The 20,858-nt window shown below is 71.0% G+C and carries 20 protein-coding genes and 1 tRNA gene; 8 read left to right on the top strand and 13 right to left on the bottom strand.

Annotated features, from left to right (window positions below; all coding sequences use genetic code 11):
* The 4 genes from ACIPSA_RS16965 to ACIPSA_RS16950 all read right to left on the bottom strand — a co-directional run bounded on the left by ACIPSA_RS16965 (nt 1) and on the right by ACIPSA_RS16950 (nt 3,767).
* Complete coding sequence (locus ACIPSA_RS16965; protein WP_402634902.1) at nt 1–213, bottom strand: hypothetical protein; 213 nt, start codon at nt 211–213, stop codon at nt 1–3.
* A gap of 163 nt (nt 214–376) precedes the next feature.
* On the bottom strand, nt 377–1,261 hold the full coding sequence (locus tag ACIPSA_RS16960) for an SDR family oxidoreductase (RefSeq protein WP_402634899.1): 885 nt from the start codon (nt 1,259–1,261) through the stop codon (nt 377–379).
* Nucleotides 1,258–2,223, bottom strand: a complete 966-nt coding sequence (locus tag ACIPSA_RS16955) for an alpha/beta fold hydrolase (RefSeq protein ID WP_402634896.1) — start codon at nt 2,221–2,223, stop codon at nt 1,258–1,260. Before ACIPSA_RS16955 ends, ACIPSA_RS16960 begins: the two co-directional genes overlap by 4 nt.
* A complete protein-coding gene (locus tag ACIPSA_RS16950; RefSeq protein ID WP_402634894.1) occupies nt 2,220–3,767 on the bottom strand; it encodes a flavin-containing monooxygenase in 1,548 nt (515 codons plus the stop codon). Before ACIPSA_RS16950 ends, ACIPSA_RS16955 begins: the two co-directional genes overlap by 4 nt.
* A 200-nt stretch (nt 3,768–3,967) precedes the next feature.
* On the opposite strand from ACIPSA_RS16950, the gene ACIPSA_RS16945 reads away from it, so the two are divergent.
* Nucleotides 3,968–4,588, top strand: a complete 621-nt coding sequence (locus tag ACIPSA_RS16945) for a MerR family transcriptional regulator (protein WP_402635441.1) — start codon at nt 3,968–3,970, stop codon at nt 4,586–4,588.
* A 49-nt stretch (nt 4,589–4,637) separates the two neighbouring features.
* Here the strand turns inward: ACIPSA_RS16945 and ACIPSA_RS16940 are convergent, their stop codons facing one another.
* Nucleotides 4,638–5,441 carry an exodeoxyribonuclease III gene (locus ACIPSA_RS16940; protein ID WP_402634891.1) on the bottom strand — a complete coding sequence of 268 codons (804 nt, stop codon included), beginning with the start codon at nt 5,439–5,441 and terminating at the stop codon, nt 4,638–4,640.
* Between the two features lie 78 nt (nt 5,442–5,519).
* On the opposite strand from ACIPSA_RS16940, the gene ACIPSA_RS16935 reads away from it, so the two are divergent.
* Nucleotides 5,520–5,996 (top strand): GNAT family N-acetyltransferase, encoded by a 477-nt coding sequence (locus tag ACIPSA_RS16935; protein ID WP_402634888.1) that lies wholly within the window; start codon nt 5,520–5,522, stop codon nt 5,994–5,996.
* A gap of 49 nt (nt 5,997–6,045) precedes the next feature.
* Here ACIPSA_RS16935 and ACIPSA_RS16930 read toward each other — a convergent pair.
* The 7 genes from ACIPSA_RS16930 to galU form a co-directional block, all read right to left on the bottom strand.
* Nucleotides 6,046–6,119 (bottom strand) — tRNA-Ala (locus ACIPSA_RS16930).
* A gap of 91 nt (nt 6,120–6,210) precedes the next feature.
* Nucleotides 6,211–7,446 (bottom strand): gephyrin-like molybdotransferase receptor GlpR, encoded by a 1,236-nt coding sequence (gene glpR, locus ACIPSA_RS16925; RefSeq protein ID WP_402634885.1) that lies wholly within the window; start codon nt 7,444–7,446, stop codon nt 6,211–6,213.
* Nucleotides 7,447–7,653: 207 nt separating this feature from the next.
* Nucleotides 7,654–8,304 (bottom strand): GNAT family N-acetyltransferase, encoded by a 651-nt coding sequence (locus ACIPSA_RS16920; RefSeq protein ID WP_402634883.1) that lies wholly within the window; start codon nt 8,302–8,304, stop codon nt 7,654–7,656.
* Between the two features lie 20 nt (nt 8,305–8,324).
* Nucleotides 8,325–8,867, bottom strand: a complete 543-nt coding sequence (locus ACIPSA_RS16915; RefSeq protein ID WP_402634880.1) for a molybdenum cofactor biosynthesis protein B — start codon at nt 8,865–8,867, stop codon at nt 8,325–8,327.
* Nucleotides 8,864–9,376, bottom strand: coding sequence for a cyclic pyranopterin monophosphate synthase MoaC (gene moaC / locus ACIPSA_RS16910; protein WP_402634877.1), 513 nt, complete (start codon nt 9,374–9,376; stop codon nt 8,864–8,866). Before moaC ends, ACIPSA_RS16915 begins: the two co-directional genes overlap by 4 nt.
* A gap of 138 nt (nt 9,377–9,514) precedes the next feature.
* Nucleotides 9,515–10,837, bottom strand: a complete 1,323-nt coding sequence (glp, locus tag ACIPSA_RS16905; protein ID WP_402634874.1) for a gephyrin-like molybdotransferase Glp — start codon at nt 10,835–10,837, stop codon at nt 9,515–9,517.
* A gap of 5 nt (nt 10,838–10,842) precedes the next feature.
* Nucleotides 10,843–11,745: a UTP--glucose-1-phosphate uridylyltransferase GalU gene (gene galU / locus ACIPSA_RS16900; RefSeq protein WP_402634872.1), complete on the bottom strand. Its 903-nt coding sequence runs from the start codon at nt 11,743–11,745 to the stop codon at nt 10,843–10,845.
* Nucleotides 11,746–11,806: 61 nt separating this feature from the next.
* On the opposite strand from galU, the gene ACIPSA_RS16895 reads away from it, so the two are divergent.
* Nucleotides 11,807–12,460, top strand: a complete 654-nt coding sequence (locus ACIPSA_RS16895; RefSeq protein WP_402634869.1) for a 5-formyltetrahydrofolate cyclo-ligase — start codon at nt 11,807–11,809, stop codon at nt 12,458–12,460.
* A 96-nt stretch (nt 12,461–12,556) separates the two neighbouring features.
* Here ACIPSA_RS16895 and ACIPSA_RS16890 read toward each other — a convergent pair whose 3' ends face one another.
* A complete protein-coding gene (locus ACIPSA_RS16890) occupies nt 12,557–15,352 on the bottom strand; it encodes a penicillin acylase family protein (RefSeq protein WP_402634865.1) in 2,796 nt (931 codons plus the stop codon).
* Between the two features lie 258 nt (nt 15,353–15,610).
* Between ACIPSA_RS16890 and ACIPSA_RS16885 the strand changes: the two genes are divergently transcribed.
* The 5 genes from ACIPSA_RS16885 to ACIPSA_RS16865 all read left to right on the top strand — a co-directional run bounded on the left by ACIPSA_RS16885 (nt 15,611) and on the right by ACIPSA_RS16865 (nt 20,788).
* Nucleotides 15,611–17,119, top strand: coding sequence for a potassium/proton antiporter (locus ACIPSA_RS16885; protein WP_402635438.1), 1,509 nt, complete (start codon nt 15,611–15,613; stop codon nt 17,117–17,119).
* A gap of 320 nt (nt 17,120–17,439) precedes the next feature.
* On the top strand, nt 17,440–18,732 hold the full coding sequence (locus tag ACIPSA_RS16880) for an MFS transporter (protein ID WP_402634862.1): 1,293 nt from the start codon (nt 17,440–17,442) through the stop codon (nt 18,730–18,732).
* Between the two features lie 67 nt (nt 18,733–18,799).
* Nucleotides 18,800–19,138, top strand: a complete 339-nt coding sequence (locus ACIPSA_RS16875) for an FmdB family zinc ribbon protein (protein WP_402634859.1) — start codon at nt 18,800–18,802, stop codon at nt 19,136–19,138.
* A 99-nt stretch (nt 19,139–19,237) separates the two neighbouring features.
* Nucleotides 19,238–20,071, top strand: coding sequence for an S-methyl-5'-thioadenosine phosphorylase (locus ACIPSA_RS16870; protein WP_402634856.1), 834 nt, complete (start codon nt 19,238–19,240; stop codon nt 20,069–20,071).
* 132 nt (nt 20,072–20,203) lie between these two features.
* Nucleotides 20,204–20,788 carry a hypothetical protein gene (locus ACIPSA_RS16865; RefSeq protein ID WP_402634854.1) on the top strand — a complete coding sequence of 195 codons (585 nt, stop codon included), beginning with the start codon at nt 20,204–20,206 and terminating at the stop codon, nt 20,786–20,788.
* The last annotated feature ends 70 nt before the right edge of the window (nt 20,789–20,858 follow it).

Genomic DNA, 20,858 nt, shown 5'->3' with positions numbered 1-20,858 from the left:
TCAGGCGTCGTAGTCCATGTCCATGCGTTCACGCATGTCGCGCTCGGACTCGTCCATGTCCCGCGTGCCCTGGCGGCCGTGCTCGGGCTGCTGGCCACGCTGGGGCTGCTGCTGACCACGCTGGGGCTGCTGCTGGCCGCGCTGGGCGCCCTTCTGCTTGCCCTGGGTCTTCAGCTGGTTGGCCTTCTCCTGGTGCTGGTCCTTCATACCCATGTGGGTTCACTCCCGTAGAGGGTGAGGGGTTTGGGCCCTTTGGGTGGGCCTCGACCAGATTCACACGGGCCGACACGCTGCGCATGTCGATCAGTTACGGTGCGTAGTACGGGCTTGGGCCGGGTGCGGGGGCGATCACCCGGGCTCGATCACGCGGCCTCGATCAGCCCTGTCGGGCGGACCGCTCCCGCTCGTCGGCCGCCCCGCCCGCGCCCACCAGCCCCGTGCGCATCCCCTGGAGCCGCGGCGCGAAGCGGCGCATCTCGCGCTGCCCCACGGTCCCGATGAGCCCCGGCAGATAGCCGCGCACGCCCTGCATCCCGCGCAGCCACCCCTGCCCGTACACATGGGCGGAGCGCCGCTCGATGCCGGCGACGATCCGGTCCACCGCGGGGCCCAGCGGGTACGTCTTGCCGGCCGGCCACGGCAGCCGCTGCCTCAACTCCCGCATGACGTCCTCCTGATCGGCGCCGCGCACCATGTCCGTGTCGGTCCACGACAGATACGCGACGCCGACCTTCACACCCTGGTGGCCGACCTCGGCGCGCAGGCAGTGCGCGTACGCCTCCACGCCCGACTTGGACGCGCAGTACGCCGTCATCATCGGCGCCGGGGTGATCGCGGCGAGCGAGGCGACCTGCAGCAGGTAGCCGCGGCTCTCCGTGAGCACCGGCAGGAAGGCGCGGGCCGTCACCGCCGAGCCGATCAGATTGACCTCGATCACCCGCCGCCAGGCCTCCGGATCGGAGTCGGCGAAGGGCCCGCCGGTCGCGACCCCGGCGTTGGCGACGACGATGTCGACCTTGCCGAAACGCTCCTTGACCTCCCGGGCCACCCGCGTCATCGCCTCGTGGTCGGTGACGTCGGCGTACCAGTGGTCGCTGTCGCTGTGCAGCCGCCCGGACACCTCCTTGAGCGCCTCCGCCTCCAGCCCGACCAGCGCCACCTTGGCACCGCGCGCGGAGAGTTTGCGCGCGAGCAGCTCGCCGACGCCCCGCGCGGCTCCGGTGACGACCGCGACCTGTCCGTCCAGGCTCACCCTGCTCATGCGCCCTCCTTGACCTGCTTGACCTGCTTGACCTGCTTGACCTGTGCGACGTGTACGTACGTGGTGACGAGTTCCCGGATCTTCCCGGAGACCAGCTCGGGAGCCTCCACCGGAGTCATGTGGCCGAGCCCGGGGAGCTCGGTGAGGCCGAGGCAGTTCGGCAGCGCGGCGGCGAGGGAACGGGCGTGCGCCGGCGGTGTGAGACGGTCGTCGGTGCCGGCCAGCACCGCTGTCGGGACCCTCAACTCCCGTACACCGTGGTCGAGGTCGAGCCGCTCCAGCACCTGGGACCAGGCATGGCGCACGGTGCGCGGGCAGGCGTGCACGATACGGGCGCACGCCTCCACCATGTGCGGGGCGGAACCGGCGCCCATCGTCGCGTACTTGAGGATCCCCTTGGCGACCGGCGTGACCGGCCCGAGCGGGGCGCGCGAGCCCAGGACGCGGGCCGTGAGCCAGGTGCGCGCGCGCCCGGCGCGCAGCGGTACGACGCGCGCCTCCGCCACCAGCCTCGAACTGCCCGTGCTGCACAGCAGGACGGCGGCCGCGTGCTCCCGGAAGCGGGGGCGCGTGGCCGCGGCCATCACCGTCATCCCGCCCATGGAGTGGCCGACGATCACGGCCTGCTCGCCGGGCGCGAGGGTCTCGGCGAGCACCGCCTCCAGGTCGTCGGCCAGCGCCTCGGTGGTGCAGGCGGAGCTCGCGGCGCTGCGTCCGTGCCCCCGCTGGTCGTACGCGATGACCCGGTGGTCCGCCGCCAGGTCCCGGATCTGCGCCGCCCAGAAGGCGGTCGAGCAGGTCCAGCCGTGGGCGAGGACGACGGGGGGCGCGTCCTCGGGGCCGTGCACCTCGACGTGCAGGCGCGCGCCGTCGGCGGAGACCGCGGTGAGTTCGCGGGCGGGGGCGGGCGGGGCGTAGGGGCCGGTGGCGATGTGAGCTCGGGGGCGGTTGAGGCGGCTCATGCGGTGACCTCGGCGCTCTTGTCGGTGGTGTCGGCGGTGGTGTCGGCGGTGCTCTCGTCGGCGTTCTTCTTCACGGGCGTGCGGATGACGGCGTACTCCGAGAGGTCGACCCGTCGTGTGGCCCGCCGGAACTCCGTCGTCGTACCGGGCCAGATGGTGGTGTTGCGGCCGCTCGCGTCCATGTACCAGCTGGTGCAGCCACCGGTGTTCCACACCGTGCGCTTCATGCGCTCCTGCACCATGTGGTTCCACGCCTCGACGGCGCCGGGCCGGGCGTCGAGGGCGGCACGGCCGCCGAGGACGTCCAGCTGCCGTACGAAGTCGGCCATGTAGTTCAGCTGGGACTCGATCATCAGGATCATGGAGGAGTTCCCGAGCCCGGTGTTGGGCCCGATGATCGTCATCCAGTTCGGAAAGCCGGCCGCGGAGGCCCCGCGCAGGGCCTGCATCCCGTTCTTCCAGCTCTCGGCGAGGGTCCTGCCCTCCGCCCCGACGACCCGCTCGGCGATCGGCATGTCGGTGACATGGAAGCCCGTACCGAAGACGATCGCGTCGACCTCCGCCTCGCTGCCGTCGGCGGCGACGACGGTCGAGCCCCTGATCTCGCTGAGCCCGCTCGCCACCACGTCCACATTGGGCCGGGTGAGAGCCGGGTAGTAGGTGCTGGAGAGCAGGATCCGCTTGCAGCCGATGCGGTAGTCCGGGGTGAGCTTGGCGCGCAGGGCCGGATCCTTGACTGCGCGGGCCATGTTGCGCCTGGCCAGCTGCTCGACGAAGCCGAGCTCGTCGGGGTGCCTGGTGAACGCCTGGACCTGCAACTCCCTGATGCCCCACAGCAGTCCGCGCCGGAGCTGGGTGGTGAACGGCAGGGAGCGGTGGAGCCGGCGCTCGGCGCCGCTGATGGCGCGGTCGACGCGGGGCATCACCCACGGCGGGGTGCGCTGGAAGAGGGTGAGCCTGGCGACCCGCGGCTGGACCGCCGGCACGATCTGGATGGCGGACGCGCCCGTACCGACCATCGCGACCCGCTTGCCGCTCAGGTCGTAGTCGTGGTCCCAGCGGGCCGAGTGGAAGACCTTGCCCGGGAAGGAGTCCAGGCCCGGGATGTCCGGGATCTTCGGGTCGGACAGCGGCCCGGTGGCGGAGACGACGATGTCGGCGGAGAGCGCCCCGCTCGCCGTCTCGATGTCCCAGCGCAGCTCCGCGGTGTTCCAGGTCATCCGCTTCACCTCGGCGCCGAAGCGCATGTGCGGCCGAAGGCGGAAGACGTCGGTGACGTGCTCCAGGTAGGCGCGGATGTGCTCCTGGCCGGAGAAGGTGCGCGGCCAGTCGGGGTTGGGCGCGAAGGAGAAGGAGTACAGGTGGGACGGTACGTCGCAGGCGCACCCGGGGTAGCTGTTGTCCCGCCAGGTGCCGCCGACGCCGTCCGCGCGCTCCAGGACGACGAAGTCGGTGATCCCCTCGCGGCGCAGCCGCACGGCCGCGCCCAGCCCGCCGAAGCCGGACCCGATCACCGCCACCCGTACATGCTCGTGCTCGGCCATCCCGAAGCCTCCAGGCATCGCAATAGGACTCGTTGAACCATGCCAGTGAACACTGGCGCAATGGGAGGGTAGAGCAGCTCCGTACCGAGCGGTAGGGGTAGAGGGAACGAAGTTACCCGCGGTACAACAACAGCGGCACAACATAGGCTGCTCGCGTGGCTGAAGACGCAGGACGACCCGGCGAGCGGCATGAGTACCGGATGGAGGAGCTGGCCCGGCTGGCCGGCATCACGGTGCGCACCCTGCGCTTCTACCGCGAGCGCAAGCTGATCCCGCCGCCCCGCCGTCAGGGCCGTATCGCCTGGTACGACGACCACCACCTGGCCCGCCTGCGCACGATCTCGGCCCTGCTGGAGCGCGGCCACACCCTGAACGGCATCGCGGAGCTCGCGGAGGCCCTCGACCAGGGCCGCGACGTCGCCGACCTGCTCGGCGTGGGCGCCCCCACCGAGGAGGAGCCGGTCCGCCTCACCCCCGAGGAACTCGCCGCCCGCTTCGAGGGCGAGGTCACCCCGGAGAACCTCGCCGCCGCCATGGACCTGGGCTACCTGGGCACCGACGGCGACGAGATCGTCCACATCAGCCGCCGCCTGCTGGACGTGTCCTCCGCACTGGTGCGCGAGGGCATCCCGCTCGCGGAGGTGCTGGCGGCGGGCAGGCGCGTGCGCGAACACGCGGACGCCCTGGCCGAGCTCTTCACCGAGATCATCCTGCGCCACGGCCCCGAGGAGGACCTGGAACGCCTGCGCCCGCTGGCCCGGAGCGTGGTGGAGGCGGAACTGTCCCTCGCACTGGACCGGCGACTGCGCAAACGGGACTGATCCCGGTCCCGGTCGCCCTGGAGATCGACCGATCCGGGTCCCGGTCGGCCTAGAGGTCGTAGACCACGGTCACCGGCGCGTGGTCGGACCACCGCTCGGCGTGTGTGGCCGCCCGCTCGACGAAGCCCTTGACGGCCTTGGCCGCGAGCCCGGGCGTCGCGACGTGATGGTCGATGCGCCACCCTGAATCGTTGTCGAAGGCCCGCCCCCGGTACGACCACCACGTGTACGGCCCCTCGGCGTTCGGGTGCAGGGCGCGCACCACGTCGACGTACCCGCCGTCGGCCGGGTCGAGGACGCTGCCGAGCCACTCCCGTTCCTCCGGCAGGAAGCCGGAGTTCTTGGTGTTGCCGCGCCAGTTCTTGAGGTCGGCCTGCTGATGGGCGATGTTCCAGTCGCCGACCACCAGGACCTCCCGCCCCTCGGCGGCGGCGCGCTCGCGCAGGCCCTTCAGGTAGGCGAGGAACTCGCCCATGAACCGGACCTTCTCGTCCTGCCGCTCGGTTCCCACCTCCCCGGAGGGGAGGTAGAGGGAGGCGACGGTGACGCCGGGCAGGTCGGCCTCGACGTAGCGGCCGCTGCCGTCGAACTCGGCCGATCCGAAGCCCACCTGGATGCGGTCGGGTTCGCGCCGCGTGTAGAGGGAGACGCCCGCGCGGCCCTTGGCGGCGGCCGGGGCGTGCACGACGTGCCAGCCGTCCGGCTGCCGCACCCCTTCGGGCAGCTGCTGCGGCTCGGCACGCACCTCCTGCAAGCAGAGCACGTCCGCGGAGGTCTCCGCGAGCCACTCCACGAAGCCCTTCTTCGCGGCGGCCCGCAGTCCGTTCACATTCACCGAGGTCACAGTCAGCACCAGGGCACGATACCGGCACACTGGACGGAGCCCGGACGTCCGCCGGGCCTCCGCCTGCATGAATGTACGATACCCAGTATGAATATACGTCGCGTTCCCTTCGACCACCCCGACGCCGTCAGGCTCAACGACGAGGTCCAGGCCGAGTACCACCTGCGCTACGGCGACGGTGGCGACTCCACGCCCCTGGACACGTCGGACTTCGAGCCGCCCAGGGGCGTGTACCTGATCGCGTACGACGAGGACAGCCGACCCGTGGCCACCGGCGGCTGGCGCAGCCAGGAGGAGAACGGCGAGGGCAACGAGAACGGCGACGCCGAACTCAAGCGCATGTACGTGATCGGAGAGATGCGCGGCCGCGGTCTGGCCCGCCGCATGCTGGCGGCCCTGGAGGAGGACGCCCGCGCGGCCGGCCGTATCCGCATGGTGCTGGAGACAGGCACCAAGCAGCCGGAGGCCATCGCCCTGTACACGACCAGCGGTTACGAGTCCTGCACCAAGTTCGGCTACTACCGCACCTTCGAGGAGAGCCGCTGCTACGCAAAGTCACTGTGAACACGATGAAGCCCTGGTCGGCTTTCGCCGACCAGGGCTTCATGCTGCGTGGACCTGAGGGGATTTGAACCCCTGGCCCCCTCGATGCGAACGAGGTGCGCTACCGGACTGCGCCACAGGCCCTTGCAACGAGTGAAACTCTAGCACCCCCGTCGGGGTGCTTGGAAATCCGTTCCCTGACTGGTCAGGGCGGGCTCCCGCCGGGTGACGGCCGTCACTCGTTGGCCGCGCGCGGGCGGTCGCCGTCGTCGTACTGGTCGAAGAGCGGCGTGCGACCACGTTCGCGTGCGCGGCGGGCGGAGGCGGCACGCCGCCGCGCGTCACCGCGGCCGTCGGCGGCCGGCTTGTCCTCGGCCGCGGGCTCGGGTTCCCGCGTCTCCGCGTCCGGCTTCGCCTCCTGCTCAGGCGCGACGGAGCTGGACCGTGCCGAACTCCACGCGTCGGGCGCCTCCAGGTCCACGTCGGACGTGGCCCGCGGCGCGACCGGCGCGGTCACATAGGTCGGCAGCGGCACCGGCACCGGGTCCCAGCTGTCACCGTGCTCCGGGCGCTGCTGACGTTCGCGCTGCTGGTCGACCCACTCCGCGTGGTCGGTCTGCTCGACGAGGGCGCGGCGGTCCGCGGCGAGCGCGGACATTCCGGGGTCGGTCTCGGTCTCCGGTCCCTCGTCCGGTTCGTCGGCGGCGGCCTCCGCGTCCAGGGACGGCCGCCGGCGCGGCTGGCGTGCGCGCTCCCGCAGCCGCTGCGCCGCGGCCTCGGCCTGGCGCCGGTCCATCTGGTAGGCGAAGCGGCGGCGTTCCTGGGCACGCAGGTACGCGATGTACGTGCTGAGCAGGACGGCGGGCACGGCGGGCGCCCACAGGAACGCGAGCCCGCCGACGGCCGCGACGATGGCGCCGAGCGTGAAGGCGAGGAAGAGCATCACCGTTGTGCGGCGACGGCGCGCGAGCGCCTTCGAGCGCTGGGCGCGCGCTGCGGCCGCCTGGGCAGAGGGCGCGCGCCGCGCCCCCTGCACACGCTTCTGCGGGGACGGGGATGCGGAAGGGGACTTGGGCGCGGAGGACGACTTGGGCTGCGCCGGTGCGGAGGCGGATTTCGGTGCCGGCACGGTCGCCTGCTCGCGCGCCGGTTCCGGGCGCCCGGGAGCCTCCGGCCCGGCATCCGCCCGTACCTGACGACGGGTCGGAGGCATGGCGAAGGCCCGGACGTCCACCGAGTCGGTGGCGGCGTCCGGGGCGTCGGGCTCCCCCTCTTCGGCGGAGCGCGCGCGCAGGTCCCTGGCGTACCGGCGCTCCATCCCCGCCCGTCCGGACAGCAGCCGGATGGCGGTGCTGAAGCGTTCCGTCGGACGGGCCTCGTTCAGCTCGTCCTGCCTACGGAGCCACATCGGCACCAAGTAGGCGGCCCAGGCCCCGACAATGACTGCGTAGATGAGGCCGCTGCTGCTCACGTCTCACACGGTAGAGGGGTTTGCGTGAGGCCATCTGCCAATTGGGCCGGTGTGTCGCACGATCTGGCTGATATTTCGAACTTTTTTTGTGACCGATGCGATCAGCAGGCCGTCCGAGCCGCGAATTCATTGCCCCGAGACGGACATCGGCCGATCAATTTCGAACACACATTCAATTTTTACGGGCCCCGCGGGATTCCCCGGGGGCTACGCGGGATTCCCCTGGGTGTTCTGCGGATTCCGGGGCGTGCTGCGGGTGTTCGGCGTCCGCTGAGAGCGTGCCCGCTGCCAGCGGCTCAGCAACCCTTCGGGCACCTCTTCCGCCGTCAGCGCGAAGACGAGGTGGTCGCGCCAGGCTCCGTCGATGTGGAGATAACGGGGGCGAAGACCCTCCTCGCGGAATCCGAGTTTCTCCACCACGCGGCGGCTGGGCCGGTTCTCGGGGCGAATGCAGACCTCGATGCGGTGCAGTCCGACGGCGCGGAAACAGTGGTCCACCACGAGCGCGACGGCCGTCGGCATCACCCCGCGGCCGGCCACCTCCTCGTCGACCCAGTAGCCGATGTGCCCCGAGCACATGGAGCCCCAGGTGATCCCGGCGACCGTCAACTGTCCGACCAGACGCCCTTGGTACTCGATGACGAAGGGCAGCATCCGGCCCGAGTTCGCCTCGGACCGCAGATGCCGGACCATCTGCCGGTAGGTCGGCCTGTGCGCCATCGGCCCGCCGGGCGTGGGCGGCGGAATCGTGGCCTCCCAGGGGCGCAGCCAGTCCCGGTTGCGCCGGTTCACCTCGCGCCAGGCCCGCTGGTCGCGCGGCTTTATCGGCCGGAGGACGATGTCGCCGTCCGCCAGCACGACGGGCCAGGATGGGCTGTTCAGCTCGCACCCCCACTGGTGGCGCCGGGTCCGGGGTGGTCGCCGCCGCGGATCTGGTCGACGGCGTGGACCAGCAGAGGCTCCAGGACGGCCAGCCCGTCCTTCACCCCGCCGGTCGAACCCGGCAGGTTGACGATCAGTGTCCGCCCCGCCACTCCGGCCAGGCCCCGGGAGAGCACGGCGGTCGGTACCTTCTCCCTTCCGAACGCCCTGATGGCCTCCGCTATGCCCGGCACCTCGTGGTCGATCACCCTGCGGGTCGCCTCGGGGGTGCGGTCGGTGGGCGAGATGCCGGTGCCGCCGGTGGTGACGATCACGTCGAAACCGGCCTCCACCCCCGCCCGGAGCGCGGCCTCGACCGGATCACCGTCCGGGACGACCCGGGGTCCGTCGACCGCGAACCCGAAACGCTTCAGGCCGTCCGCGATCAGCGGGCCGCCCCTGTCCTCGTAGACACCCGCGGCTGCCCGGTTGGAGGCGGTGACGACCAGCGCGCTGTACGGCGCCGGCAGCGCACCGCCGGTGGACGCGTCAAGGCTCATGCCCGACTCCAGTCGCCCGACTTGCCGCCCGTCTTCTCCTCCACCCGTACGTCGGTGATCACCGCTCCCTTGTCGACGGCCTTGACCATGTCGATCACGGTGAGCGCGGCGACCGACACGGCGGTGAGGGCCTCCATCTCGACACCCGTGCGGTCCGTGGTCTTCACGGTGGCCAGGATCTCGACAGCGTCGTCCGCGACCGACAGGTCCAGTTTCACACCGGAGACCGACAGCGGGTGGCACAGCGGGATCAGGTCCGGGGTGCGCTTGGCGCCCATGATTCCCGCGATGCGCGCGGTGGCGAGGGCGTCCCCCTTGGGAACCCCTTCGCCGCGCAGCAGCTCGACCACGCGGGGCGAGACGAGGACGCGGCCGCTGGCGCGGGCGGTGCGCGCGGTCACGTCCTTCCCGGACACGTCGACCATGCGGGCCGCGCCCGCCTCGTCGATGTGCGTCAGTCGGTCCTGAGCGGAGGGTCCGGGGGTCTCCCCCCGGGAAGGCACGGTCATGGTGTGTGGCGCTCCCGGTCCGGGCCCGTGGCGGTGCGACGCACGGGCCTGTTGTGCGCGACACGGTACCGCCAAGTCGGTGCGCACAGCGGAGCAGGACCCCCCGGAGGGGCTCAGCCGAGCAGGACCCCCGGGGGCTCAGCCGAGCAGGACCACGTCGACCTCGGTGCCCGGCTCCGCGGACTCGACGTCCTCGGGCACGACGATGAGCGCGTCGGCGTGCGCCAGGGCCGCGACCAGGTGGGACCCCGCACCGCCCACGGGCGTGACCTCGCCGTCCTCGTACGTCCCCCGCAGGAACTGTCTGCGCCCCTTCGGGGAGCTCAGCGCCTTGTCCGCCTTCAGGGTCGCCCGGACCGTCGGCCGGTGGACGTCCTCCAGGCCCATCAGGGCGCGGATGGCGGGGCGGACGAACAGCTCGAAGGAGACGTACGACGACACGGGGTTGCCCGGCAGTGCGAGCAGGGGCGTGTGGTCGGGGCCGACGGAGCCGAAGCCCTGGGGCTTGCCGGGCTGCATGGCGAGCTTGCGGAACTCGACGCCGCCGCCCGCCTCATCCTCGTCGCCGAGGTGTGACAGCGCCTCCTTGACCACGTCGTACGCCCCCACGCTCACGCCGCCCGTGGTGACCAGCAGGTCGGCGCGGACGAGCTGGTCCTCGATGGTGGACCGGAGGATCTCGGCGTCGTCGGCGACGGCGCCCACCCGGTAGGCGATGGCTCCGGCGTCCCGGGCGGCGGCGGTGAGGGCGAAGCTGTTGGAGTCGTAGATCTGGCCGCTGCCCAGTGACTCACTGGGCTGGACGAGCTCGCTGCCGGTGGACATCACGACCACGCGCGGGCGCGGGCGCACGCGGACCGTGCCACGGCCGATCGCGGCGAGCAGCGCGATCTGCGGCGGGCCGAGGACCGTACCGGCCTCCAGGGCGAGGTCGCCGGCCTTCACGTCGCTGCCCGTCGCACGCACATGCGCGCGTGCCTCGGCCGGCCGGTACACGCTCACGTGCCCGGCGGCACCCTCGGGGGCCAGGCTGCGGGCGCGCATCCCGGTCACGGGCCCCTCGCCGAGCCCTCCGTCGGTCCACTCCACGGGGACGACGGCCTCGGCGCCGGGCGGCAGCGGGGCGCCGGTCATGATGCGGGCGGCCTGACCGGGGCCGACGCCCGGCAGCCCGGCCGCGCCCGCCGCGACGTCCCCGACGACCTCCAGGACGGCGGGGAACTCCTCGCCGGCACCCGCGACGTCCGCGACCCGTACCGCGTACCCGTCCATGGAACTGTTGTCGAACGGCGGCAGGGAGACCGGCACCGTGACGTCGTCGACCAGGACACAGCCCTGGGCGTCGAGCAGTTGCAGCTCGATGGGTTCGAGGGGGCGGACGGTGGCGAGGACGTCCTCCAGGTGCTCGTCCACCGACCACAGGTGGTCGGGGCCGGCGGTGCGGGTCACGGCGCTGCTCAACGTTGTTACATCTCCTCGGCTACGTAACTGCGAAGCCAGGTCCGGAAGTCCGGGCCCAGGTCTTCACGTTCGCACGCGAGTCTGACAATGGCACGCAGGTAGTCGCCACGATCGCCGGTGTCATAGCGGCGGCCCTTGAAGACGACGCCGTGCACCGGACCGCCGACCTTCTCGTCCTGCGCGAGCTGCTGGAGGGCGTCGGTCAGCTGGATCTCGCCGCCGCGGCCCGGCTCGGTCTGTCGCAGTATGTCGAAGATGTGCGGGTCGAGGACGTAGCGGCCGATGACGGCGTAGTGCGACGGGGCGTCCGCCGCGTCCGGCTTCTCGACCAGTCCGGTCACCTTGACGACGTCGCCGTCCTCGGTGGCCTCGACGGCCGCGCAGCCGTAGAGGTGAATCTGCTCGGGTGCGACCTCCATGAGCGCGATCACGCTGCCGCCGTGCTGCTCCTGGACCTCGATCATGCGCTGGAGCAGGGGGTCGCGCGGGTCGATCAGGTCGTCGCCGAGCAGGACGGCGAAGGGCTCGTGCCCGACGTGCGGGGCGGCGCACAGGACGGCGTGACCGAGGCCCCTGGGGTCGCCCTGGCGCACGTAGTGCATGGTCGCGAGGTCGCTGGACTCCTGGACCTTGGCCAGCCGTCCGGCGTCGCCCTTCTTCTGGAGGGCCGACTCAAGCTCGTAGTTGCGGTCGAAGTGGTCCTCGAGGGGGCGCTTGTTGCGTCCCGTGATCATGAGGACGTCGTCGAGGCCCGCGGCGACGGCCTCCTCGACCACGTACTGGATCGCCGGCTTGTCCACGACCGGCAGCATCTCCTTGGGAGTGGCCTTGGTGGCCGGCAGGAACCGGGTGCCGAGGCCTGCTGCGGGAATGACGGCCTTGCTGATCCTGAGGTGCGACTGAGTCATGCCCGCAACCTTATCCGGTGCCTTTGCAAGGAATCTGTGGGTCCGGTTAATTAGCTCTCATATGAGCCGATTGAGAAAGGTGCGAGAAAGACCTGTGGAACACGTCGGACGTCCGGGGGATCCTGACAAGCGATTGTTGCGGAGAGGATTCCTCACAGTGAGGAACAGGTTGACGGCTGATGTCGTCAGGGAAGCGGCCACGGCGCTGGCCGAACACGCGCTGGGGCTGCCCGAGCTGATGCGTGCGCGGACGGTGGCGGCGTACGTCTCCGTGGAGAACGAGCCCGGCACCCTCACGCTCCTGGACGCGCTGCACGCGCGGGGCGTGCGCGTCCTCCTTCCGGCGCTCCTGCCGGACAACGACCTGGACTGGGGCGCGTATACCGGCGAGGGCTCACTCGCCCGCGTCCAACACGGCGGGAAGATGGCACTCTTCGAACCCGCGGGCGAACGCCTCGGGCCGGACGCCGTGGCGTCCGCCGACGTCGTCCTGCTGCCCGGTCTCGCGGTGGACGAGCGCGGGATGCGCCTGGGGCGCGGCGGAGGGTCGTACGACCGCGTACTGGCCCGCCTGGAGCACGCGGGCGTGCACCCCGCGCGCGTGGTGCTGCTGTACGACTCGGAGATCGTCGAGCACATCCCCGAGGAGGCGCACGACCGGCCGGTCCACGCGGTGGTGACGCCGTCGGGCGTGCGCCGCTTCAAGGACGCCTGACGGACGCCCCCCCTCACCCGATTGGGCCCTCCACGCGCGCGTGGAGGGCCCAATCGGAGACTTCCGGGGACTTTCAGGGACGTGCCGCCAGTGGCCTCACGGTTTGAGGGTGAGCGTGTCGCTCGTGCTCTTGTCGACCGCCTTCGCCGAGAACGACCACGGCAGCAGCTCGCCCTCGGCCCACTTGCCCGTCTGGTCGGTGTAGTGGGCGCTGTAGGCGTGCCCGGAGGCTCCGGTGAGGTTGATCCACTTGGACTTGTCGAGGTCGGCGAGGTTGACCACCATCCGCATCGACGGCACCCACACGACGCCGTAGCCGCCGGCCGCGTTCCAGCCGGTCGCGTTCACCGTCGCCTCGCCGCCACTGAGCTTCCACGGGCCGCGGTTGAGGACGTACTGGACGATGCCCGGACCCTCGGTGCCCAGGGTCTGGTTCTTCAGGAACAGGCGGTGCAGCCGGCCCCAGCTCCAGGTGTCGATGTCCTTGCCGAGCTTGGCGGTCAGCTCCCAGCGTGCGTCGATCATGGCGCGCTCGAACAGCTTGTCGCGGTTGTCGGCCTTGGGACGGTCGCCCACTCCGGCCGGCGTCTTCCACCAGTCGCTGTCGGGCTTGTCCATCTGGGTGCGGACCACCTCGAACCAGCGGTCGCCGCCGTCCGGCTGCGCCTGGTCGGCGTCGCGCTGGCCGCACTCGCGCACCTTGGTGTCGTCGTCCACCGGACCGGTGCCGTCGATCTTGTCCACCCACAGGCACTGGCCCTTGACCCGCAGCTCCTTGGGCAGCTTGTTGCCGAAGGCGAGCTTGAGGATGTTGCGCCAGACGGCGTTGAAGTAGGCGGCGGCAGCGGAGTCGGCGTCCTGGGTGTAGTCCCAGCCCTCCAGCAGCTTCTGCGCCTCGCGGACGTCCTTGTCCTTGAGGTTGATCTTCAGCAGCTTGGGCACGAGCAGCTTGGCGATCTCACTGCTGTTGTCCAGCTGCATCTGGCGCATGTCGTCGGTCGAGATCTTGCCGCCGCCCTTGATCTTCGACTCGATCAGGTCGCTGATCCGCTGGCTGCGGGTGCCGTAGCCCCAGTCCGTGGTGAGCGTGTAGGGGTACTTGTCCTTGTCGACCACGGCCTGGTTGGCCGTGACGATGTAGCCGCGCTTGGGGTCGAGCTCGTACGGCAGCTCGCCCTGCTTGATGTAGCCGGTCCACTTGTACTTGGAGTTCCAGCCCGGGGCCGGGACGGAGCCGTCGTCACCGGCCGCGCGGGTGGGGATCTTGCCGGGCAGCGTGTAGCCGATGTGCTTGCTGTCGGCGTAGACCAGGTTCTGCGAGGGCACGTCGAACAGCGCGGCCGCCGAGCGGAAGCCGGTCCAGTCGGACGCCTTGTCCAGGGCGAAGACGGCGTCCATGGAGGTGCCCGGCTGCAGGGCGGTCCACTTCAGGGCGATGCCGTAGCCGTCGCCGCGGTCCGGGGCGGCGGTGTCGACGGTGGCCTTCTTGCCGACCTTGACGAGCTCGTCGTCGCGGTCGGACAGCAGAGGCATCCCGTCCGCGGTCTGCCGGACAACGATCTTCTTGGACTCGCCTCCGGCGACCTTGATGGTCTCCTCACGGGACGTGAAGGGCTTGACCTTGCGGTCGTACTGGTAGCCGTCGCCGCTGAGCTTCTCCAGGTAGAGGTCGGTGACGTCGACCCCGGAGTTGGTCATGCCCCACGCGATGTCCGCGTTGTGGCCGATTATGACGCCCGGCATGCCGGCGAAGGTGTAGCCGGTGACGTCGTACTGGCACTTCGCGGAGACGGCACGGCAGTGCAGGCCCATCTGGTACCAGACGGACGGCAGCGAGGCCGACAGGTGCGGGTCGTTGGCCAGCAGCGGCTTGTTGGTGATCGTGTACTTCCCGGAGACGACCCAGGAGTTGGAGCCGATGCCCTGGCCGTTCACACCGACGGCCGCGGGAACGTTGTCCAGGACCTTGTAGAGGCCGCCCAGCTGGCTCGTGAGGGCCGAACCGGCCGTGGACGACGTCGAGGAGCCGGTCGTGCCCGTGGTGCCCGTCGTACCTGTGGTGCCCGTGGTACCCGTGGTGGTCTGCGTGCCGCTCGTGGAGCCGCCCTGCGCGAACGCCTTGGCGATCTCGTCGTACTGGCCCTCCCGGACGATCGCCTTGTTGCGGCTGTACGGGTACTCGGGGTACAGGTCGGCGATCTGCTGCGGGCCGAGGCGGCTGGTCATCAGGGCGCGGTCGATCTCGTCCTGCATGTTGCCGCGCAGGTCCCAGGCCATCGCCTTCAGCCAGGAGACCGAGTCGACCGGGGTCCACTGCGCGGGCTTGTAGTCGCTGACGAACCCGAGAGCCGCGTACTCCAGGGAGATGTCCTCGCCGTCCTTGCCCTTGAGGTAGGCGTTGACTCCCTTGGCGTAGGCCTGGAGGTACTTCTTCGTGGAGGCCGACAGCGTGTGGTCGTACTCCTGCCCGGCGATCCGGTCCCAGCCCAGAGTGCGCAGGAACTCGTCGTTCTTGACCTGGTCCTTCCCGAACATCTCCGACAGGCGCCCGGAGGTCATGTGCCGGCGCACGTCCATCTCGTAGAACCGGTCCTGCGCCTGGACGAAGCCCTGCGCCATGAAGAGGTCCTCGTCGGACGAGGCGTAGATCTGCGGGATGCCGTAGCCGTCCCGCTTCACTTCGACGGGCCCCGACAGGCCGTCGAGCGTGATCGAACCGGTGGTCTGCGGGAAGGAGGCACGGACCGTGCTGATGGACCAGTACGCCCCGTAGGCGACGCCTCCGATGATGGCCAGCACCAGTACGAGCACGATCAGTCGGGCTTTGCGCCCCTTTTTCCTGCCGGACTTGCCGGGCTTGTCACCCGTTGAGGCGGTGGTGTTGGGGGGCATCGCTGTCCTTGCTGTCCTAACGCGAGCGGCAGGCGGTCCTGGAGTGCTGGAGCAACCATAGGCGCAGGGCCCCGAGCCACTTGACGCGGAGTCGGGAACGAGCGCGGACGGACGTTCGATCTTGCCTTGCCGAGCGTCAAGAAAACGTCAAGAGTTAGGTAAGGTAACGAAGTACTTGGGTGCGGAGTGCCGCAGCCTCGGGTCTTCTGTACGCGTGCCCGCGCGCCCCCGCGCGCGGGCCAGTGAAGGGAACCGCCGCTGACCGTCGACCACCTCAACCAGCTCCTGCTCGTCTGCTCCCTCGTCCTGCTCGTCGCCGTCGCGGCGGTCCGGATCTCCTCGCGCAGCGGGCTCCCCAGCCTGCTCGTCTACCTGGGGATCGGCGTCCTCATGGGCCAGGACGGCATCGGGAACATCCACTTCAACAACGCCGAGCTGACCCAGCTCATCGGATACGCCGCCCTGGTCGTGATCCTGGCCGAGGGCGGTCTGGGCACGAAGTGGAAGGAGATCGAGCCGGCCCTGCCGGCCGCCTCCACACTGGCGCTGGTGGGTGTCGCGATCAGCGTCGGGGTCACGGCGGCGGGCGCGCACTATCTGATCGGACTGGAGTGGCGGCAGGCGCTCATCATCGGCGCGGTGGTCTCCTCGACGGACGCGGCCGCGGTCTTCTCTGTACTGCGCAGAATTCCCCTCCCCGCGCGCGTGACGGGCACCCTGGAGGCGGAGTCCGGCTTCAACGACGCCCCTGTGGTCATCCTGGTCGTGGCCTTCTCCCAGGCGGGCCCGTTCGCGCACTGGTACGTGCTGGTGGGCGAGATAGCGCTGGAACTGGGGATCGGCATGGCCATCGGTCTCGCCGTGGGCTGGCTCGGAGCCTGGGGGCTGAGACACGTGGCACTGCCGGCCTCCGGCCTCTACCCGATCGCCGTGATGGCGATCGCGGTCACGGCGTACGCGGGCGGCGCGCTGGCACACGGCAGCGGCTTCCTGGCGGTCTACCTCGCGTCGATGGTGCTCGGCAACGCCAAGCTGCCGCACTGGCCCGCCACCCGCGGCTTCGCCGACGGGCTCGGCTGGATCGCCCAGATCGGCATGTTCGTCCTGCTCGGCCTGCTGGTCACCCCGCACGAACTGGGCGACGACATCTGGCCCGCCGTCGTCATCGGGCTCGTGCTCACCATGGTGGCGCGTCCGCTGAGCGTGATCCTCAGCCTGGCGCCGTTCCGGGTGCCGTGGCAGGAGCAGACCCTGATGTCCTGGGCCGGGCTCCGCGGCGCCGTGCCCATCATCCTGGCGACGATCCCCATGGTGAACGGCGTCGACGCCAGCCACCGCATCTTCAACATCGTCTTCGTCCTGGTCGTCGTCTACACCCTCGTCCAGGGGCCCACGCTCCCCTGGCTGGCACACAAGCTGCGGCTCGGCGAGGGCCCGGAGGCCGCCGACCTGGGCATCGAGTCGGCACCGCTGGAGCGGCTGCGCGGGCATCTGCTGTCCGTCTCGATCCCCGAGGGCTCGTTGATGCACGGCGTCGAGGTCAACGAGCTGCGGCTGCCGGCCGGGGCCGCCGTCACCCTCGTCGTACGCGAGGGAGAATCGTTTGTGCCCCTGCCGACGACGGTGCTGCGACGCGGGGACGAACTGCTCGTGGTCGCCACGGACCCCGTCCGGGACGCCGCGGAGCGGCGCCTGCGCGCGGTCGGCCAGGGCGGCAAGCTCGCCGGGTGGCTCGGGCTCGGCAGGAACGGCACGGACTTGCGTTAAGGGTGTGGGTTCACGTCAAGGATGCGGGTTCACGTTAAGGGTGTGTTTCGTACGGTTCACACCACTTCCAATCCCAGGTGAACGCGTCCGATGGTGCTCATTTTCACAGGTGTACGCGAAGTTACCCCCTGTACGATGAAGGCACCCTGATCGAACCAACTCTGCCTGACGCAGAGCTGGCGCGACCGTATGGCGGCCGGAACGCTCTCCTCACCTGTGGGCCCCGGTATCTACCGCAGTTCCGCGCAAGAGGACAGCTCTCGGCGCTCCGGGCCCCGGCAAAGGGGCCCGCGCTACCAGGCGGCAGAAAGGCACGGGCCGTGGCATCCACGGTCACCACCGAGCCGTCGGAGAACTCGGCGGCGCCGTCCCGCCCGGGATACGGACAGCTGCTGCGCACCCGCGGCGCCTGGACGTTCCTGCTCCCCGGCTTCGCGGCGCGCCAGCCGTTCGCGATGCTCACCCTCTCCATCGTGCTGCTCGTGCAGCACACCACCGGCTCGTACGGCGCCGCCGGCGCCGCCGCGGCCGCCACCGGCGTTTCCATGGCACTGTTCGCGCCCTACAGCGGCCGCCTGGCCGACCGCTACGGCCAGCGCGCCGTGCTGGTCCCCGGCATCCTCGTGCACACGCTGTCCGCCCTGGCCCTGACGGCGCTCGCGCTGGCCCACGCGCCGCTCTGGGCGCTGTTCGCGGCGGCCGTGCCGACCGGCGCCTCGGTGCCCCAGATCGGCCCCATGGTGCGCGCCCGCTGGGGCGTGAAGCTCCAGGACTCCCCCCTGATGGCCACCGCGGCCGCCTTCGAGTCCGTCACGGACGAGCTGACCTTCGTCGTCGGCCCGCTGCTCGCGACCGCGCTCTGCACCGCCGTGGACCCGGCCGCCGGTCTGGTCACGGAGGCCGCGCTGACGCTGGTCGGCGGTCTGCTGTTCGCCGCGCGGAAGAGCACGCAGCCGCTGGTGACCGAAGCCGGGCACGCGCGCGTGAAGCAGGCTTCCGCGCTCCGCGTCCCCGGGGTGCGCGTGCTGGCGGTGACCTTCCTCGGCATCGGGTCGGTCTTCGGCGGCATGCAGGTCGGGCTCGCCGCGTTCACCGAGTCGATCGGCGAGCCCGGCCTGAACGGCGTCCTGTACGGCACCTTCGCGGCGGGCAACATGCTCTCCGGCATCGCCTGTGGCACGATCGCCTGGAAGGTCGCCCCGCAGCGGCGTCTCGTCGTCGGCTACGCGGCCCTCGCGCTGACCGCGTCCGCCCTGTGGACCGCCCACTCGGTGCTCGTCCTGGCCGGCCTCGGCCTGCTGGTCGGCATGTGCATCGCGCCCGCCCTGATCACCGGCTACACCCTGGTCGAGAGCCTGGCCCCGGCCGGCGCCCGCACGGAGGCCTTCACCTGGCTGACCGGCGCGGTTGCGCTGGGCCAGGCGGCCGCGGTCACGGCCGCCGGGCAGCTGGAGGACCGCCTCTGGGACGGCGCCGGATTCCTGGTGCCGATGGCCGGAACCCTGCTCGCCCTGGCGACCCTGGTGACCCTGCGCTCGCGGCTGATCGCCCGCCCCCGAGCCCTGACCGTCGCACGTGGCGTCGGTCACCGCGTGCCCGTGACGGTGGACTGATCCCCTGGAATACGTCAGTATTGACCGTCGTTAGCACTCATCGAGTCAGAGTGCCAGGAGGAAGACAGTGCCGACCTACCAGTACCAGTGCACCGAGTGCGGCGAGGGCCTCGAGGCGGTGCAGAAGTTCACCGACGACGCCCTGACCGAGTGCCCCAACTGCGGTGGCCGCCTGAAGAAGGTGTTCTCCGCGGTCGGCATCGTCTTCAAGGGCTCCGGCTTCTACCGCAATGACAGCCGCGGCTCCTCGTCGAGCAGCAGCCCGGCGTCGAAGTCCTCGACTTCGAACTCCTCCTCGACGGGTTCTTCGTCTTCGGGTTCGTCGGACTCGTCGAGCTCATCCAGCTCGTCGTCGTCCGACTCGAAGTCGTCGTCGAGCACCACCAGCAGCAGCTCCGCCGCCTGAGACTCCTCCACGGAACCCTGCCGTCGCCCGACGGCAGGGTTTTCGGCGTTCCCGGGCACCGGCTCCGCCGTGTTCCGGCGGGCAGCTAATGTGCTCGTCATGGCGAACGCAGAGATCGGTGTCATCGGCGGGTCCGGCTTCTACTCGTTCCTCGACGAGGTGACCGAGGTCCAGGTGGACACCCCCTACGGCGCACCCAGCGACTCCCTCTTCCTCGGCGAGATCGCCGGGCGACGGGTCGCCTTCCTGCCGCGGCACGGGCGCGGACACCATCTGCCGCCGCACCGCATCAACTACCGGGCCAACCTCTGGGCACTGCGGTCCCTGGGCGTCCGCCAGGTCCTCGGCCCGTGCGCGGTCGGCGGTCTGCGCCCCGAGTACGGCCCCGGCACGCTGCTCGTGCCGGACCAGCTGGTGGACCGCACGAAGTCGCGGGTGGGGACGTACTTCGACGGGCTGCCGCTGCCCGACGGCACCGTGCCGAACGTGGTGCACGTGTCCCTGGCCGACCCCTACTGCCCCGCCGGACGGGTCGCCGCGCTGAAGGCGGCTCGTGGCCGGGACTGGGAGCCCGTGGACGGCGGCACCCTGGTCGTGGTCGAGGGGCCGCGCTTCTCGACCCGTGCCGAATCGCTGTGGCACCAGGCGCAGGGCTGGTCGGTGGTGGGCATGACCGGACATCCGGAGGCGGCGCTCGCCCGTGAACTGGAGCTCTGCTACACGTCGTTGACGCTCGTCACCGACCTCGACGCCGGAGCGGAGACCGGCGAGGGTGTCTCGCACGAGGAGGTGCTGCGGGTGTTCGCGGCCAACGTGGACCGGATGCGGGGCGTCCTGTTCGACGCGGTGGCGGCACTGCCGGCCAACGGGGAGCGGGACTGCCTGTGTGCGAACGCGCTCGGCGGGATGGATCCGGGGTTCGAGCTGCCGTAGTGCGGTGGAACTCCACGGTCGAGTGAGCGAGTTGTCCACAACCCGCCAGTAGCTCACCGGCCCCGGCGGGAATCGGCGCGAGGCCTCATCGTGGCATCGCAAGCCGATTCCTCGTCGCAGGTGGTGGTTCCCGTGTCCGTCGTTCCTCCCTCGCCCTTCGCCGCTTCTCCGCCCTCCCCGCCTCCTCTTCCCTCCCCGCGCCCGCTGGGCACCGACGCCCCCGCCACCTGCGAGGTCCCGCACTTCGCGCCGGTGCGGGTGCGCGGCGGGCGGTATCAGCTGCAACGGCTCGTGCGGCATCGCCGGCGGGCCGTGGCGGCCGGTCTCGCCGTCACCGCGGCCGCGCTCGTGGCGGCCGGGCCGAGCGCCGCCACAGATCCGGGCCACGGCGAGCGGCCGCGCGGGCATCCGGTGGCGGAGCCCACGCGACGGCATCGCGCGGTCGACGTCGTCGCCGCGCCGGTGCGGATCGCCGACGCCGCCACCGTCCGGCTGCTGCGGCCCGGGGACCGGGTCGACGTCATCGCCGCCGAGGATCCGGTCACGGGCGGCGACGCCCGGGTGATCGCGCGCGGGGCGCGTGTGACGAAGTTGCCGGAGTTCCCGGACGGCGCCGCGGAGAGCGGGGCGCTGGTCGTGCTCTCGGTGCCGCGTCCCACGGCGGCACGTCTCGTCGGCGCGAGCGCTACATCTCGGCTGGCGGTGACGCTGTGCTGAGCGCCCTCGGCCGTCTTCTCGGCGACCTGCTGTCCAGTCGCCGGGCCGGGCCTTTGAACCGGATCAAGTT

The sequence above is a fragment of the Streptomyces sp. NPDC086549 genome (assembly GCF_044746205.1).
Classification (GTDB): domain Bacteria; phylum Actinomycetota; class Actinomycetes; order Streptomycetales; family Streptomycetaceae; genus Streptomyces.
This window is presented reverse-complemented; position numbering and strand designations above follow the sequence as displayed.